Below are 15,676 nucleotides of genomic sequence, written 5' to 3'. Positions count from 1 at the left end.
TGTCCGAATGAAAATATCCGGACTTAAATGAATCTTCACTCCTTGGCGGCATGGATCGTGAGGTACGGGGCACCTGTGCCCGAAAGCTGACCGATATATCGCTCGGGCCGCCTCTCACCGGAACGTGGAGCGGAACCGCGATGCCTGGAGACATGAGATGAAATTTTTTAGCAGGATCAAACTGGCGAAAAAGCTGCCGGCGATCATGATCGGACTGACCATCGTGACCATCGCGATTGCGAATCTCGTATCCTATCGCAATGCGTCGCAATCCTTGCTTGTCGAGGCGGAAGAGGCACTGATGACCGTGGCGGAAGCGCGGGCGCTCGAGTTGGAGGGCTGGCTCGAGGGGGTTGATATAGACCTGCGCAGCCAGGCGGAAAACCCGACGGTGCTTTCGGCGATCCGTGGCTTCGGGGAAGCCTGGGAGGCGCTCGACGGCGATCGCACGGCCTATCTCAAGGATTGGTACATCGACCGCAATCCCAGCAGGCAAGGCCTCAAGCAACAGCTCGATTACGCGCAGGACGGCTCGGCCTACAGCCAGGTGCACAAGCTTTATCACGGGTATTTTCGCAAGCTGGTCGAGGAAAAGGGCTATTACGATGTCTTCGTCTTCTCGCTCTCCGGCGATCTGATCTATTCGGTGTTCAAGGAACAGGATTTCGCCACCAATTTCCTGGAGGGAGAATATGCCGACACCGGGCTTGGGTCGGTGCTCAAACAGGCCCTGGCTGCTGATGGGGCGGACGTTTTCTTTGCTGATTTCGAGAAATACGCCCCCTCGCATGGTGCTCCGGCGGCTTTCCTGGCCGCCCCGGTTCTGGATCGTCGTGGCGAGATGCGCGGCGTGATCGCGTTCCAGATGCCTGTGGATCGGATCGACACGATCACCACGCGCCCGACGGGGCTCGGCAAGACCGGTGATTCCTATCTGGTCGGCACCGATCTTCTGTTGCGCTCCAACACGATCCACGGTGCGGGGAATGAGATTCTCAACGTCGCCCTGAGCACGGATTCGGCGAAAAAGGTGATCGCCGGAGAAACGGGCATTCTGCGCGAGAAAGATCAGGAGAGTGGCGCCGGCAAGATTCACGAGCATCTCGCGGCTTTCTTTCCGGTCGACTACCACGGGGTGAGCTGGGGGCTGATCGCCGACCAGACCATCGAGGAAATCCTTGAGCCTGCGACGGCGTTGGCCCGGACCATGGCCTGGCAGGGCGCTCTGATGACTGCCGTGGTGGCGCTGATCGCCTATATGATCGCCCGGACCATTTCCCGCCCGCTGACCCGCGTGGAAACGGCGATGCGTACCGTTTCCGAAGGCAATTATTCGGTCGATGTTCCCGGCGTCGAGCGCGGCGACGAGATCGGGCAGATTGCCAACGCTCTGGACGATTTCCGCCATGCGCTCGGGCGTGCGGAACAGGCCACCCGTGACGGTCTGTTCAAGGGGGCGGCATTCGAAGGGTCGTCGGCGGCTCTGATGATGATCGACCAGAGTTTCACGATCACGTACATGAACAGCGCGGTGCATGACCTGCTCAAGCAGAATGAACCCGTCTTCCGGGAGATGTTCGGTAGCTTTGATGCGGATCACATCGTCGGTCAGAATATCGACATCTTCCACCACCATCCCGAGCGGATCCGCGCGATCCTTTCCGATACGAGCAAGATGCCCTTCTCGACGGATATGAAAGTGGGGGACGTGCATTTCGCGCTGGATGTGAATGCAGTGGTCGATCTCGACGGCGAGCAGATCGGTTGCGTGATGGAATGGAAGGATGTCACTGACATCCGTACCAACGAGGCCGTTATCACGGCACTCGATGGCAATCAGGCCAAGGCCGAATTCGGTGTCGATGGCAAACTCATGAAGGCGAATGCGAATTTTTCGCGCATGCTGGGGGTCGACCCGACCGAACTGGTCGGCATGAAACATGACGAAATCTTTGCCTTCAATGCCAAGATGGCCTCCGAGCGGGGCGATGTTTGGGAGCGCCTGAACAAGGGTGAAAGCATCTACGGACGATTCAAGCTGCTCGACAAGGAGGGCAACACCTCCATTCTGGAAGGCACGTTCAGCCCGGTGAAGGATTCCTCGGGGCGTCCGTTCCGCATCATTCTTCTCGGCACCGACATCACCGACAGTCAGGCGGCGCTGGTGGCGGCGGAAGCCGAACGCGAACGTATGAAGGAGCAACAGGACCGTGTCGTCGAAGGGCTTCGTGTCGGCCTCAAGAAACTGGCGCAGGGCGATCTGACCTCGCGCATCGACGAAAAATTCTCCGTCGAATACGAAACATTGCGCGGCGATTTCAACCAGGCGATCGAGAACCTCCTGTCGGCCATGCGCAATGTCGTCGAAAATGCCGACATGATCCGGGGTGAGGCCTCCGAGATCTCGAACGCGGCGGACGACCTGTCGCGCCGGACCGAAAAACAGGCGGCGACACTGGAAGAAACCGCGACGGCGCTGGATGAATTGACCTCTTCTGTGCGCTCCGCTGCGGACGGAGCGAAACAGGCTTCCGAGATGGTGGAGACGGCCAAGGCCAACGCCGAAGCCTCCGGCAAGGTGGTGCAGGAAGCGGTCGAGGCGATGAGCCAGATCGAGACCTCCTCCGACCAGATCTCGAAAATCACCTCGGTGATCGACGACATTGCCTTCCAGACCAACCTTCTGGCGCTCAATGCGGGGGTCGAGGCGGCGCGGGCCGGTGAAGCGGGTCGTGGATTCGCGGTCGTGGCCTCCGAAGTGCGGGCACTGGCGCAGCGGTCTTCCGAAGCGGCGCGGGAGATCAACGATCTGATTTCCAAATCCGGGACGCTGGTAAAACGCGGGGTGAGCCTGGTTGGCGAGACGGGCGAGGCGCTGCGCGGTATCGTGAAATCCGTGTCCGAAATTTCTCACAACGTGTCGGAAATCGCCATTTCTTCGCGCGAACAGTCCTCGGGTCTTGCGGAGATCAACGCGGCGGTCAATCAACTCGATCAGGTGACCCAGCAGAACGCCGCCATGTTCGAACAGACCACAGCCGCGAGCCACGCTCTGACCCGCGAGGCGGAGAATTTGAACGTTACCACGTCGCGTTTTGCCATCGGCAGCCTGCAGGGGCAGGCCCCGGAAGGCAACGCGCCCGTCCAGGTGGATTTCAAACGCCCGGCCAGCAAACCGGAACCGCGAAGCCCGAAGGCCGCTCCTGCCGCGACCCAGGCGCCGAAACCGCCCGCCAAACTTCCGGTCAAACAGGTCGTGAATGCCCCGGCGCCCGTTGCGCCGCCGATTGAGGACGATTGGGAAGATTTCTGAGCGACAGGCACACGCCATCCGGGCTGTTAAAAGGAGAATGGTTTGAAACCGTTACGTGTACTGATTGTAGACGACTCGGCCACGATGCGTCGCCTCATCCGGTCGATCCTCGAAGCCGACAGCCGCCTTGCCGTGGTGGCCGAGGCCGGGACGGCGCGCGAGGCACGGGATGCGGTGAACACGCATCGTCCGGATGTGATGACGCTCGATGTCGAAATGCCAAGCATGAGCGGGCTCGAGTTTCTCAAGCGCCTCATGCGGCATCGTCCGATGCCCGTGGTGATGGTCTCGACGCTGACCCGTCGGGGCAGCGATGTCGCGGTGGAAGCCATGGCCCTCGGGGCGGTCGATTGTGTGGAAAAACCCAAGCTTGGAGATGGGCTTGAAAATTTCTCGCGGCTCTCGGAAATGGTTGTTCTGGCGGCACGGGCGCGTCTTCCTGGGCCGCGCAGCGCCCAAGTGCCGCGGTCTCGACCGATCCGGGAGCAACAGTTTCACAGGATTTGCCTGATCGGAGGGTCGACGGGCGGGGTGGACGCAATTGAACGTGTGTTGCAACGCTTTCCCCCGGATTGTCCGCCGACCCTGATCACGCAACATATGCCCGAGCCGTTTCTGGTCAGCTTTGCCGCGCGGCTCGATCCTCTGGTTGCGCCCAGGGTTCGGCTGGCAACCGATGGCGCCGTATTGGAACCCGGTCTGGTGATGATCGCGCCGGGAGGGGCCACACATCTCAATCTAAGTGGTCCCGTCGATATGGGGGTCACCTTGCACAAGGGGCCACCGGTGTCCGGTCACCGCCCGTCTGTGGACTCGATGTTCCTCTCGGCCCTGCCGATGGCGCACCGGGTGGCGGCGGGCATCCTGACCGGTATGGGGCGCGACGGGGCGGAAGGCATGGCAGCGCTTCGCCAGGCCGGGGCCCGGACGCTTGGGCAGAGCGAGGAAAGCTGCATCGTATTCGGCATGCCGCGAGTGGCCGGAGAGCTGGGCGGTGTCGAACAATGGGCCGATCTCGACGTGTTCGGAGATGAGATCCTGCGTCTGTGCGAGAGCCCGGCACATGCGAGGGCGACATGACGACGATTTCCGAAAAACGTGCGTCCGGCAGCCGGACCTATATCGCTCAGGGGGAATATGCCATCGGGGATTGCGAGGCGGCGGTGATTTCCACCATTCTCGGCTCCTGCGTTGCCACCTGTCTCTGGGATCCGGTGGCGCGGGTCGGAGGGATGAACCATTTCCTGCTACCCGAAGGGCCACCCTCGCGCAGTGATGTCAGTTCCTTCGGAGCCAATGCCATGGAGCTTCTGATCAACGGGTTGATCCGGCACGGGGCACGGCGTGAAAGGCTCAGGGCCAAGGTGTTTGGCGGTGCAGAAATGTACAAGGGGCTGACGAATGCCGGGAACCAGAACGGCACCTTCGTGCTGTCCTATCTCGAGCGCGAGAACATTCCCTGTGACGGGCAGAGCCTTGGCGGGGCGCAGGCGCGGCGGGTCGAGTTTATGCCCGCGCTTGGCAAAGCCCGGCAAAAGCTGGTCTCCGATGCGTCGCAGATCGTTGAAAAACGGCCGACCCCGGAACGCACGAGCGATCTCGAACTGTTCTGAGGTCGCACCGTCAGGCGCCCTTTGCGCATGGGGGGGGGGCGATATTCCACAGGCATAGGGGTGGGGTTGCCACAGGATTGCGGGGCGAGGCGTGTGGACGTGCCTCATTGAAGCGATGTGTCGGCGCGGGGGGCTTTGCGCGCGGATATGGCGCGGTGCAAGCGATGTGCGGAGCAAACGATGTGGTGTGGCGCAGTTTTACGACGGGCTGCGGCGGGTGTCAGGTCTGTGATCGGTCTGTCGTCCCGAAAACGAATGGCGCGATTTCGGTGTCTGTTGCCGCGGCAAGTGTGAGGCGGGGAAGCGAAGAGCGCAGAACGACATCCCGGCAGATCGGCCCGGTGAAAAAGGTCTTGGTCTTTGTCCTGAAGACGGGCAGGAACAGGGGATGAAACTGATCGATTCCATCCCCTTGTCGACATTTGTGATTGCGGCGCTGACGCTGGGGCTCGCGCCTTTCGTGCCGGAGCCGCATGTCTGGGAAAAGCTGAAAATGCTCGCCTCAGGGACGCTGTCGCGCCCGATCGACATGTTCGATCTGGCGATGCACGGGCTGCCTTGGGTGTTGCTGATCGCAAAACTGCTCCACGGGGCGCGACCGGCGGAAGGCTGAGGCGTTTTTTTTGGGGGGGGGCGCCGGTGCCATGCGTGTGGGCGGATGGTGCGAGGAGGCAGGCATCCGGGTGCCATGTTTTGACAGCGGCGCACAGGACGGCGCACAGAAATCTGCATAGAACGTGCCGTGTTCCCGGGCTGTTCCTGAGAGCCGTAGCTGGCTTTGATCTAAGGAGTTGCGGTGTCCGTTCCACGCGGTGGGGAAGGGAAAGCCTCCGGCACAGGATATGCCGGAGGCTTTTGAGTTTGTGGCCACAGGCAAGCGCCGCGGTCAGGCTTTCGATACCGCATCGAGAATGCGGGCCCAGCTTCGGATGCCCTTGTGGAAATTCTTGAGCCCGTATTTCTCGTTCGGCGAGTGAATGCGGTCGTCGTCGTCCGCATAGCCCACAAGCATGGAATCGAGGCCGAGAATGGTGGTGAAGAACCCGGCGATCGGGATCGAGCCGCCCATGCCGGCAAACACCGCCTCGCGGTTCCATTCGTCCGAGAGCGCCTGACGGGCGGCTTCGAATTCCGGGCGCGCGGTGTTCATCACGGCGGCGGGGGAGCCTTCGAGATCCTGATCCCAGACGACTTTGGCGTCGACCGGAAGGCGGGATTCGACATGAGCACGCAGGTTCTTGCGCATCTTGTCCGGGTCTTGTGTGCCAACCAGACGGCAGGTGATCTTGCAATGCGCTTCCGCCGGGATCACGGTTTTCGAGCCGGGACCCTGATAGCCGCCCCAGAGCCCGTTGATTTCCAGCGTCGGACGGGCCCATTGCTGTTCGAGGGCGGAATAGCCCGCCTCGCCATGGGCGACGGTCATGCCAGCGTTGCCGAGATATTCCGCCTCGTCGAAGCCGCAGCTTTCCCATTGTGCGAGCTGTTCCGCGGGGACTTCCTCGACACCCTCATAGAAATCCTTGACGGTGACGCGGCCTTGCTCGTCATGGAAGCTCGCGACAATTTTAGAGATTTCCTTGAGAGGGTTGAGCGCCGGGCCACCGTAATGGCCGGAATGCAGATCCATCGAGGGGCCGATCAGGGTGAACTCGTCTTTCAGCATGCCGCGCAGTTGCGAGGCGATGGAAGGCACGCCCGGGGACACCATCGAGGTGTCGCAGATCAGGGCGAGATCGGCGGCAAGCTTGTCCTTGTTGGCTTCCATGAAAGGGATGAGCGAAGGCGAGCCGCTTTCCTCTTCGCCTTCGAAGAAGAAAGTGATGGTGCAGGGCAGGGTGCCATGTTCGGCGATCCAGGCGCGACAGGCCTCGACGAAGGTCATGAGCTGGCCTTTGTCGTCGGAGGCGCCGCGGCCGCGGATCACTTTTCCGGTCTCGCGCTCTTCGATGAAGGGGGCAAACGGGTCGTGGTCCCAAAGCGACAGCGGATCGACCGGCTGGACGTCATAGTGGCCGTAGAACAGAAGGTGCGGCGCACCGGACCCGATCTTGCCCCAGACCATCGGATGGCCGGGGGTGTCGCAAAGCTCGGCCTCGGCACCAAGGGATTTCAGATCGGCGACAAGCCATTCCGCGGCAGTCCTGCAATCGGCCTTATGCGCCGGATCGGTGGAGATCGAGGGGATGCGCAGGAAGGACATCAGGCGTTCGAGAGTCGGTTCGAGGGTGTCGTCGATGCGCGACAGCACCGGATCGAGACGTGTGTTCATTATCGGAAACCTTTGATCGTGCTCTGGATGTTTTGCCGCAGCTTACGCCTCTCATTCCCGGTGTCCAGTCGAGACCATGGGTTGACATAGATCATTCAGAAGGGGTTTTTAGTCATTCTAAAAGGGCCGGACAGAATAAGGCTTGTTCAGCCCTTACGGGGTTTGGTGGCGGTATTATCTTGCGAATTGTGAATATGAGTCGCAATTTTCGTTTTATGCCGCTAAAAGAGGCAGACCCGAGACGCGCGAAAGGACAAAAAGTGGACTACACGGCGAAGCTTGACGAGGCGATCCAACGTTTGCACGACGAGGGGCGCTATCGCACCTTCATCGACATCGAGCGCAAGCGCGGGCAGTTTCCGCACGCCACCTGGACCCGCCCCGATGGCACCGAGCAGCCCGTCACCGTCTGGTGCGGCAACGATTATCTCGGCATGGGGCAAAATCCCGTCGTGATCGAGGCCATGAAAGAAGCGGTGGATGCGACCGGTGCCGGGTCCGGCGGCACGCGCAACATCTCGGGCACCACGGTCTACCACAAACGTCTCGAAGCCGAACTGGCCGATTTGCATGGCAAGGAGGGCGCGCTGGTCTTTTCCTCGGCCTATATCGCAAATGATGCCACACTTTCGACGCTCCCGACCTTGTTCCCGGGGCTGATCATATATTCCGACGAGTTGAACCATGCGTCGATGATCGAAGGCATCCGCCGCAACGGTGGCGCCAAGCGGATCTTCCGCCACAACGATCTCGATCACCTGCGCGCGTTGCTGGCCGCCGACGATCCCGAGACGCCGAAACTGATCGCGTTCGAGTCGGTCTATTCGATGGACGGCGATTTCGGGCCGATCAAGGAATTGTGTGACATTGCCGACGAATTCAACGCGCTGACCTATCTCGACGAAGTGCACGCGGTGGGCATGTACGGCCCGCGCGGCGGCGGTGTGGCCGAGCGCGACGGTCTGATGGACCGGATCGACATCATCAACGGTACGCTGGGCAAGGCCTTCGGCGTGTTCGGCGGCTATATCGCGGCAAGCGCGAAAATGTGTGACGCCGTGCGCTCTTATGCGCCGGGCTTCATCTTCACGACCTCGATCCCGCCGGCGGTGGCGGCGGGTGCGGCGGCTTCCATCGCCTTCCTGAAAGGCGAGGGCGGGGTGAAACTGCGCGAAGAGCACCAGACCCAGGCGAAAATCCTCAAGACCCGGCTCAAGGGGTTGGGTCTGCCGATCACGGACAACGGCTCGCATATCGTGCCGCTGATCGTGGGCGATCCGAAGCACACGAAATTGATGTCGGACATGATGCTGGAGCAGTATGGTATCTACGTGCAGCCGGTGAACTTCCCGACCGTGCCGCGCGGCACTGAGCGCCTGCGCTTCACGCCCTCGCCGGTGCATGGTCCGAAGGAGATGGATCACCTGATCAAGGCGCTTGACGCTTTGTGGAGCCATTGTGCGCTGAATCGTGCCGAATTGGCCGGCTGAACCGCATATCTGCTGTGCGGCTGGTTTGAGCATGTGATAACACTGTTCCAAGGGGTTTCGGCGAATCGTCAGGAACCCCATCGGGACAGGATCAACTTGGGGCAGGCTCATGATCGGGCGGTGGAGCAAACCACCTGTCGAGGATACGGAACATCCTCGCGGGTTTGATGATTTCGAGTTGAAGCTCGGGGACATCATGCGTGGCGAACGCGCGACCATCGGCAAATCCCTTCTCGACGTGCAGCGCGAGCTGAAGATCAAGGCGACCTATATCGCCGCGATCGAGAACGCCGATCCTTCCGTGTTCGAAACCCAGGGTTTCATCGCAGGCTACGTGCGCTCCTATGCGCGTTATCTCGATCTCGATCCCGACTGGGCCTTTGCGCGGTTTTGTCAGGAAAGCGGTTTCGCTGTCGCCCATGGCATGTCGCCGCAGGCTTCCACGAAACGCAGCGGTCCCGCCAGGACGGCGCAGAAATCCACGGTCAGCGATCCGTTCGCCAATCCGAATGCCAGTTTCGTGCCGCGCGGGCAAAGCTTCCTGTCGCGCATCGAGCCGGGGGCGCTCGGCTCCTCGGCGGTGCTTTTCGCGCTTCTGGGCGTGATCGGCTATGGCGGTTGGACCGTGTTGCAGGAAATTCAAAAGGTCAAACTCGCCCCGGTCGATCAGGCCCCCGGCGTGATCTCCGAAGTGGCGCCCTTGGGCGGGGACCAGATGGTCGTCGCGGGCATGGACGAAAGTGTGAGCTTGGCCACGCCTTCCGCCGAAGCGCTGGATCGGCTTTACCGGCCGCAGGCCCTCGACGTGCCGGTGCTGGTGCCGCGCGACGGGCCGATTGCCTCGCTCGATCCGCGCGAAGTGGGCGCTCTGGCTGGCGAAAGTGCCGCCGCCGATCGCGAATCCATTCTCAACGATATGTCGAATCTGATCGCCGATGCCGCTCTGTCGGGCTCGGAGGATTCGCCTGTGCAGGTCACTGCGGGAGACGCGCCGCAATTGGCGCTGGTGGCGGTTCTGCCGTCTTGGGTGCGGGTGCAGGCCGCCGACGGGTCGGTGATTTTCGAGAAGATCCTCGATGCGGGCGAACGCTATGTCGTGCCCGCGATGGAACAGCCGCCCGTGCTGCGCACCGGCAATGGCGGCGGCGTCTATTTTGCGGTGAACGGTCAGGCCTATGGGCCGGTCGGTTCCTCGGGCGAGGTGGTCAAGAATGTCGCGCTCTCCGTGGCCGATGTCTCTGACGGTTATGGCCCGGTCGATCTCGCGGCCAATGACAGCGTGGCGGAGATGTTCCGCGTGGCGCAAAACGCGGAATAAGTCGCAGGGGTGTGACGTGGAAAGCCAGGTCTGACGGCTTGCCCCCCGCGACGCAGAGGCCTATCTAAGGCCAAACGCGTTTCGCAAAAGAGGCTCCCATGTCGCACAATCCCGTCCGCCCCTGGCGCAATATCGACCGCCGTGTGAGCCGCAAGATCTGGGTCGGGAACGTGCCGGTCGGGGGCGATGCGCCAATCTCCGTGCAGACCATGACCAACACGCTGACCCATGACGTCAAGGCGACGCTGGATCAGGTGATCCGCGCTGCCGAGGCCGGGGCCGACATCGTGCGCGTCTCCGTGCCGGACAAGGAAAGTTCTGCCGCGCTCAAGGAAATCTGTCGCGAAAGTCCGGTTCCGATCGTCGCCGACATCCATTTCCATTACATGCGCGGCATCGAGGCGGCGGAGGCTGGCGCGGCCTGCCTACGGATCAATCCGGGCAATATCGGCGACGAGAAGCGCGTCAAGGACGTGATCCAGGCGGCGCGGGACAACAATTGCTCGATCCGCATCGGGGTCAACGCGGGTTCTCTCGAAAAACACCTGTTGGAGAAATACGGCGAGCCGTGCCCCGACGCGATGGTCGAAAGCGGCATGGATCACATCAAGATCCTCGAAGACAACGACTTCCACAATTTCAAGATCTCGGTGAAGGCCTCCGACGTGTTCATGGCCTCTGCCGCCTATCAGCAACTGGCCGAGGCCACCGACGCGCCCATTCACCTCGGCATCACCGAGGCGGGCGGGCTGATGTCCGGCACGATCAAATCCGCCATCGGCATGGGGCAACTTCTGTGGATGGGCATCGGCGATACGCTGCGGGTGTCGCTGTCCGCCGATCCGGTCGAAGAGGTGAAGGTCGGCTATGAGATCCTCAAATCTCTCGGTCTGCGCCACCGCGGCGTGAATATCATTTCCTGTCCTTCCTGCGCGCGTCAGGGGTTTGATGTGATCAAAACAGTGGAGGAATTGGAAAAGCGGCTTGAGCATATCAAGACGCCGATGAGCCTCTCGATCATCGGTTGCGTTGTGAACGGGCCGGGCGAGGCGCTGATGACCGATGTCGGCTGGACCGGCGGGGGCGCAGGTCACGGCATGGTCTATCTCGGCGGCACTCAGTCGCATAAAATGTCAAACGACAACATGATCGAGCATATCGTCGAACAGGTGGAGAAAAAGGCCGCCGAGCTTGACGCTGCCTCCGTCGACGAGCCCGCCGAATAACTTCGGCGTTTCCTGTGCCGCCTCAAATACTCAAATAAAAACCCCGCCAAACCGGCGGGGTTTCTTGTTTCAGCACAGCATTGATAAACTCGGCGTGCCTCAGCGGTTGGCGCGGACCTCTTTGACGATTTCGACCATGCCGTCATAGGGCACATAGCCGCGCAGCATCTGGTCGCCCATGATGAATGCGGGCGTGCCGGAGATTTGCAGCGCGGTGGCGAGCTGGTGGTTCTGGGCCAGAACCGCGGTGACCCCGTCGCTGTCCATCTCGGCGATCACCTTGTCGGCGTCGATGCCGAGATCCTTGGCGAGACGGCGCAGCGCACCTTCGGAAATGTCTCCGCGGGCCTGCATCAACTCGTCATGGAGCTTGAGATAGGCCTCATCGCCTTCCACGAGTTTGGTCGCGACGGCAAAGCGCGCGGCCAGAACGGACGCGTCGCCGAGGATCGGGAATTCCTTGACGATCAGCTTGATGTTGCCGTCCTTCTCCAGAAGCGCCTGCACATCCGGGTAGGCTTTCTTGCAATAGCCGCAACGGTAGTCGGAGAACTCGACGATGACGATGTCGCCGTCCGGGTTGCCATAGACCGCATCGTTGCTGTCGTCATAGATCGGACCGGCATAGGCGGCGATCAGATCGGCATCATTGGCAACCTGTTGGTCGGCCTGGCGCTGTTGATAGACGTCGACGGCCTCCATCAGCACTTCCGGGTTGTCGAGAAGATAGGCGCGGACTTCGGCGCGGAAGGCCTCGCGCTCCGCATCCGACATGTCGGCCATGTCAAAAGCGCTTGCTGCAAGGGCGGTGGAGGCGGTGAAAAGCGCCGCGCCGCCGAGGCGGGTCAAGGCTTTGGCAAAAGGCATATCGTCTGTCTCCGTTTGAGGATCTGTTCCGTCGCATCTACCACATCCTGCGACCGGTTCCACCCTACAGTTGCGTGACCCAAGGCCGCAGCGGAGGGAGATGCAACAGGCGCGGGTGCAGGGATGCAAACCGCCTGCGCGTGATCCGCCACATTGCAATTCCCGCCGGTGGCTGGCATGGGTTGGCCGATATGAAATTCAGGAGTCCCGTCATGAAAACCTCGCAACGATCCGTGGTCGACCCTTTCATCGTGATGGATGTGATGGAGGCGGCGCGGGCGGCCGAAGAGGCGGGGCGCTCGATCATCCATATGGAGGTCGGCCAGCCCTCAACGGGCGCGCCCTCGAAAGCGCGCGCGCGGGTGGAAGAGGCGATGGAGGCCGATCCCTTGGGGTATACCGTGGCTCTGGGCCTGCCGGAGCTGCGCAAGGCGATCGCGGCGCTTTACAAGGACTGGTACGGGGTCGATCTGGATTGGCAGCGCGTGGTGATCACGCCGGGCTCCTCGGGGGCGTTCATTCTTGCCTTCACGGCGCTCTTTGATGCGGGGGCGAAAGTGGGCATGGGCGAGCCGGGCTATCCGTCCTACCGGCAGATTCTCACCGGTCTCGACATCACGCCAGTCGGCATTCCGACGAAAATGGAAAATCGTCTGCAACCGGTGCCTTCCGAGATCCCCGAAGGGCTCGACGGGCTGATCGTGGCCAGCCCCGGCAATCCCTCGGGCACGATGCTGGGCCATGAGGAGATGGGCGCGCTGATCAAGACCTGCCATGACAAGGGCATCGCTTTCATCTCCGACGAGATCTACCACGGCATCCAGTACGAGGGCCGGGCGGTCACAGCGCTTGAGCTGTCGAACGATGTCTATGTGATCAACTCGTTTTCGAAATTCTTCTCCATGACCGGCTGGCGGATCGGCTGGATGGTGGTGCCGGAGGATCATGTGCGGGTGATCGAACGCATCGCGCAGAACTTCTTTCTGTGCCCGCCGCATGCCTCGCAGGTCGCGGCTCTGGGCGCGCTGGAGTCTCGGCAGGAATGCCAGCAGATGGTCGATGTTTATGCGGAGAACCGTCGGCTGATGCTCGAGGAGCTGCCGAAGATCGGCTTCGACAAGATCGCGCCGCCGGACGGGGCCTTCTACATCTACGCCGATGTGTCGGACTATACCGATGACAGCAAGGCCTTCTGCGACGAGATTTTGGCCGAGGCGGGCGTGGCCGTCACGCCGGGGATCGATTTCGATCCGGTGCGCGGCGCGCGGATGCTGCGGTTCTCCTATGCGCGCTCGACCGAGGATATTCGCGAAGGTCTCAAACGGCTTGCCGGGTTCATGGCCGGGCGCGGTGTTTGAAACCCGTTCGTCCATTGAGCCGTCCTGCACCGGGTCGACCGATTGCGCGCCATATGCAAGCCTCTGGTGAAAACCTCCGGGGCCGGGTGTCGACGGAGCTTCACTCCGTGTCGTCGCTGCCGTAGAGGCCTTCGTAGAGCCACTCGGCGAGTCTTCTCGTATCCACACCGTCCCAACTGGGGTCGATATGCGGCTCGCCGACCTCAGCGCCACCCAGTTCGGAGAGCCGCGTCCGGAGCGGGGCGAGCGTGGCGGCCTCGACGCCTTCGCGTTCGGCGACGGCGAGCAGGTCGGCCGCCTTGTCCAGATCGCGCGTCAGGATGTCGCCTTCGATCAGCGCACGGGCGTATTCCGAGGCGGCCTCGCCATAGCCGCCCTGAATCGCCTGATCGTACAGTGCTTCCGCCTCGTCGGGGTTCTGTTCGATGCCGTAATAGCCATGCAGGTAGCTGCCCGCGAGATTGCTCTGAGCAATGGGATAGGCCTGAAGCGCGGCCATCACCATCAGGCTGTTGGTGAGCAGATCGCCGTCCGGATTGTATTGCACGCAGCTTTCGGAAAGTACCATCCAGCGCAGCGCGATCATTGCGGGGGCGTTCGCCTCCTGAATCGCGGCGGTGATAAGCCTGTCGAAATCGCTGTCGTCAGCGCTGCCGACACAGGCGGCATCGGCGATCTCGTTGTAGAAATCGCGGTCGTCCTGCCAGTAGGACGGCAGCGGATCTGCCAGCGCGGGCAGGGAGAGCATGGCGGTGAGGGCGGTCAGAACGGGCAGGCGCATGGTCGGCTCCCTTGTCATTTGCGCAAAGCCTGCGATGCAACGTCCACGGGGTCAACTGTTTGAGGGCTATCTGGGGTGCTTCACATGTCCGTGGCTGGTTTTCGGGCACAGACATGGTATCTCTTGCACAAAATAAGTCATGAGGGCGTGATGCGGGCGTTGGTTTTGAAATTCATTCTGGCTCTGCTTCTGATCGGCGGCGTTCTGGCCGCACGGGCGGAGGCGCAGGAGCCGCCGGGCGGGCTGACCGCGCTGGCACGGGCCGACAGCAGTGCCTCGGCGCTGGTCGATCAGGGCGACAGTCTCGAGATGATGCTGCGGCTGAGCCAGCCGGTGCCGTTTCGCATCTTCACGCTCGACGATCCGCGCCGCATGGTGGTGGATTTCTCCGAAGTGGACTGGACCGGATTCGACACCGAAGCGTTCGACACGGCCGAAGGGGTGAGCGGGCTGCGGGTCGGGGGCTTCACTCCGGGCTGGTCGCGGATGGTGCTCGATCTCGCGAATCCCTATGCGCTTGTGCATGCCGAGATGAGCCGTGATGACAAGGGCGCGGTGCTGACGCTCAATCTCGATCCGACGGCCTCCGATGAATTCGCTCTGGGCGCGGGCACGCCGCCGGATGCGCAACTGGTGCGGCCCTCTGCGCAAGAGACAGGCGATGCGGCGGCAAAAACCGCCCCTCTGCGCAGGTTCGGCGATGGACCGCTGCGAGTGGTGATCGACCCCGGTCATGGCGGCATCGACCCGGGGGCAGAGCGTGACGGGGAGCGGGAAAAGGACCTGATGCTGACCTTCGGGCGCGAGTTGCAGGATGTGCTGAACCGCGCCGGGGGCTTTGACGTGGTGATGACGCGGACGGAGGATGTCTTCGTGCCGCTGGAAACCCGGCTGACGCTGGCACGGGAGGCGGGGGCGGATGTCTTCCTGTCGCTCCATGCCGATGCGATTGCCGAGGGGCGCGCCGAGGGGGCGACGATCTATACGCTGGCGGAGCGCGCTTCCGATGCCGCCTCGCAGAAGCTTGCGGAACGCCACGACCGGGCGGATTTGCTGGCCGGGGTCGACCTGACGGGGCAGGACGATGTGATCGCCACCGTGCTGATGGACATGGCGCGGACCGAGACCATGCCGCGCACGGATCGGCTGGCGGACAGTCTGGTGAAATACCTCGACGAGAGCGTCGGCATGCACAAACGTCCGCGTCTGGAGGCCGGGTTTTCGGTGCTCAAGGCGCCGGACATGCCTTCGGTGCTGATCGAGCTGGGCTTCCTGTCCTCGGCCAAGGATCGGGCGAAGCTCAAGGATCAGGCCTGGCGGACGAAAGCGGCCTGGGCCATTCGCGATGCCTTGCTGGCATGGGAAGAGGAAGAGGTGTCGCTTCGGGACAGGTTGCGGAAATAAATGCCCCGGAGGCACAGGGAACCTCCGGGACGGG

General features: G+C 62.0%; 12 protein-coding genes. 9 read left to right on the top strand and 3 right to left on the bottom strand.

Features of this window, described 5'->3' with window-relative positions:
• Positions 1-157: 157 nt before the first annotated feature.
• The 4 genes from CEW89_RS21395 to CEW89_RS04870 all read left to right on the top strand — a co-directional run bounded on the left by CEW89_RS21395 (position 158) and on the right by CEW89_RS04870 (position 5,539).
• On the top strand, positions 158-3,313 hold the full coding sequence (locus CEW89_RS21395; protein WP_096805115.1) for a methyl-accepting chemotaxis protein: 3,156 nt from the start codon (positions 158-160) through the stop codon (positions 3,311-3,313).
• A 42-nt stretch (positions 3,314-3,355) separates the two neighbouring features.
• Positions 3,356-4,393: a protein-glutamate methylesterase/protein-glutamine glutaminase gene (locus tag CEW89_RS04880; RefSeq protein WP_096805114.1), complete on the top strand. Its 1,038-nt coding sequence runs from the start codon at positions 3,356-3,358 to the stop codon at positions 4,391-4,393.
• Positions 4,390-4,926: a chemotaxis protein CheD gene (locus CEW89_RS04875; protein ID WP_066709452.1), complete on the top strand. Its 537-nt coding sequence runs from the start codon at positions 4,390-4,392 to the stop codon at positions 4,924-4,926. The genes CEW89_RS04880 and CEW89_RS04875 overlap by 4 nt, the downstream gene beginning before the upstream one ends.
• A 388-nt stretch (positions 4,927-5,314) precedes the next feature.
• Positions 5,315-5,539 (top strand): RND transporter, encoded by a 225-nt coding sequence (locus tag CEW89_RS04870; protein ID WP_096805113.1) that lies wholly within the window; start codon positions 5,315-5,317, stop codon positions 5,537-5,539.
• A 273-nt stretch (positions 5,540-5,812) separates the two neighbouring features.
• On the opposite strand, the gene CEW89_RS04865 is transcribed toward CEW89_RS04870, so the two are convergent.
• Entirely contained in the window at positions 5,813-7,198 is a 1,386-nt protein-coding gene (locus tag CEW89_RS04865) for a dipeptidase (protein ID WP_096805112.1), read from the bottom strand.
• 260 nt (positions 7,199-7,458) lie between these two features.
• On the opposite strand from CEW89_RS04865, the gene hemA reads away from it, so the two are divergent.
• From hemA to ispG, 3 genes are all read left to right on the top strand, one after another.
• Positions 7,459-8,688, top strand: coding sequence for a 5-aminolevulinate synthase (hemA, locus tag CEW89_RS04860; protein ID WP_066709443.1), 1,230 nt, complete (start codon positions 7,459-7,461; stop codon positions 8,686-8,688).
• A gap of 109 nt (positions 8,689-8,797) precedes the next feature.
• Positions 8,798-10,006 (top strand): helix-turn-helix domain-containing protein, encoded by a 1,209-nt coding sequence (locus CEW89_RS04855; RefSeq protein ID WP_096805111.1) that lies wholly within the window; start codon positions 8,798-8,800, stop codon positions 10,004-10,006.
• A 98-nt stretch (positions 10,007-10,104) separates the two neighbouring features.
• A complete protein-coding gene (gene ispG, locus CEW89_RS04850) occupies positions 10,105-11,232 on the top strand; it encodes a flavodoxin-dependent (E)-4-hydroxy-3-methylbut-2-enyl-diphosphate synthase (protein WP_066709437.1) in 1,128 nt (375 codons plus the stop codon).
• Between the two features lie 99 nt (positions 11,233-11,331).
• On the opposite strand, the gene CEW89_RS04845 is transcribed toward ispG, so the two are convergent.
• Complete coding sequence (locus tag CEW89_RS04845) at positions 11,332-12,099, bottom strand: DsbA family protein (RefSeq protein WP_096805110.1); 768 nt, start codon at positions 12,097-12,099, stop codon at positions 11,332-11,334.
• A gap of 212 nt (positions 12,100-12,311) precedes the next feature.
• Here CEW89_RS04845 and CEW89_RS04840 point away from each other — a divergent pair, with 212 nt between their 5' ends.
• Positions 12,312-13,457, top strand: a complete 1,146-nt coding sequence (locus CEW89_RS04840) for a pyridoxal phosphate-dependent aminotransferase (protein ID WP_096805109.1) — start codon at positions 12,312-12,314, stop codon at positions 13,455-13,457.
• Between the two features lie 100 nt (positions 13,458-13,557).
• On the opposite strand, the gene CEW89_RS04835 is transcribed toward CEW89_RS04840, so the two are convergent.
• Positions 13,558-14,238, bottom strand: coding sequence for an SEL1-like repeat protein (locus CEW89_RS04835; RefSeq protein ID WP_096805108.1), 681 nt, complete (start codon positions 14,236-14,238; stop codon positions 13,558-13,560).
• Positions 14,239-14,388: 150 nt separating this feature from the next.
• On the opposite strand from CEW89_RS04835, the gene CEW89_RS04830 reads away from it, so the two are divergent.
• Complete coding sequence (locus tag CEW89_RS04830; RefSeq protein ID WP_096805107.1) at positions 14,389-15,642, top strand: N-acetylmuramoyl-L-alanine amidase; 1,254 nt, start codon at positions 14,389-14,391, stop codon at positions 15,640-15,642.
• The last annotated feature ends 34 nt before the right edge of the window (positions 15,643-15,676 follow it).

The sequence above is a fragment of the Celeribacter ethanolicus genome (genome assembly GCF_002407265.1).
Lineage (GTDB): Bacteria > Pseudomonadota > Alphaproteobacteria > Rhodobacterales > Rhodobacteraceae > Celeribacter > Celeribacter ethanolicus.
Note: the sequence above shows the minus strand (reverse complement) of the source record. Positions and strands in the feature narration are given on the sequence as shown.

Excerpts from the sequence above, each read along its gene's own strand:
- CEW89_RS21395 (WP_096805115.1), top strand. The coding sequence starts at position 158 with ATGAAATTTTTTAGCAGGATCAAACTGGCGAAAAAGCTGCCGGCGATC.
- CEW89_RS04875 (WP_066709452.1), top strand. The coding sequence starts at position 4,390 with ATGACGACGATTTCCGAAAAACGTGCGTCCGGCAGCCGGACCTATATC.
- CEW89_RS04870 (WP_096805113.1), top strand. The coding sequence starts at position 5,315 with ATGAAACTGATCGATTCCATCCCCTTGTCGACATTTGTGATTGCGGCG.
- CEW89_RS04865 (WP_096805112.1), bottom strand. The coding sequence starts at position 7,198 with ATGAACACACGTCTCGATCCGGTGCTGTCGCGCATCGACGACACCCTC.
- CEW89_RS04855 (WP_096805111.1), top strand. The coding sequence starts at position 8,798 with ATGATCGGGCGGTGGAGCAAACCACCTGTCGAGGATACGGAACATCCT.
- ispG (WP_066709437.1), top strand. The coding sequence starts at position 10,105 with ATGTCGCACAATCCCGTCCGCCCCTGGCGCAATATCGACCGCCGTGTG.
- CEW89_RS04845 (WP_096805110.1), bottom strand. The coding sequence starts at position 12,099 with ATGCCTTTTGCCAAAGCCTTGACCCGCCTCGGCGGCGCGGCGCTTTTC.
- CEW89_RS04840 (WP_096805109.1), top strand. The coding sequence starts at position 12,312 with ATGAAAACCTCGCAACGATCCGTGGTCGACCCTTTCATCGTGATGGAT.
- CEW89_RS04835 (WP_096805108.1), bottom strand. The coding sequence starts at position 14,238 with ATGCGCCTGCCCGTTCTGACCGCCCTCACCGCCATGCTCTCCCTGCCC.
- CEW89_RS04830 (WP_096805107.1), top strand. The coding sequence starts at position 14,389 with ATGCGGGCGTTGGTTTTGAAATTCATTCTGGCTCTGCTTCTGATCGGC.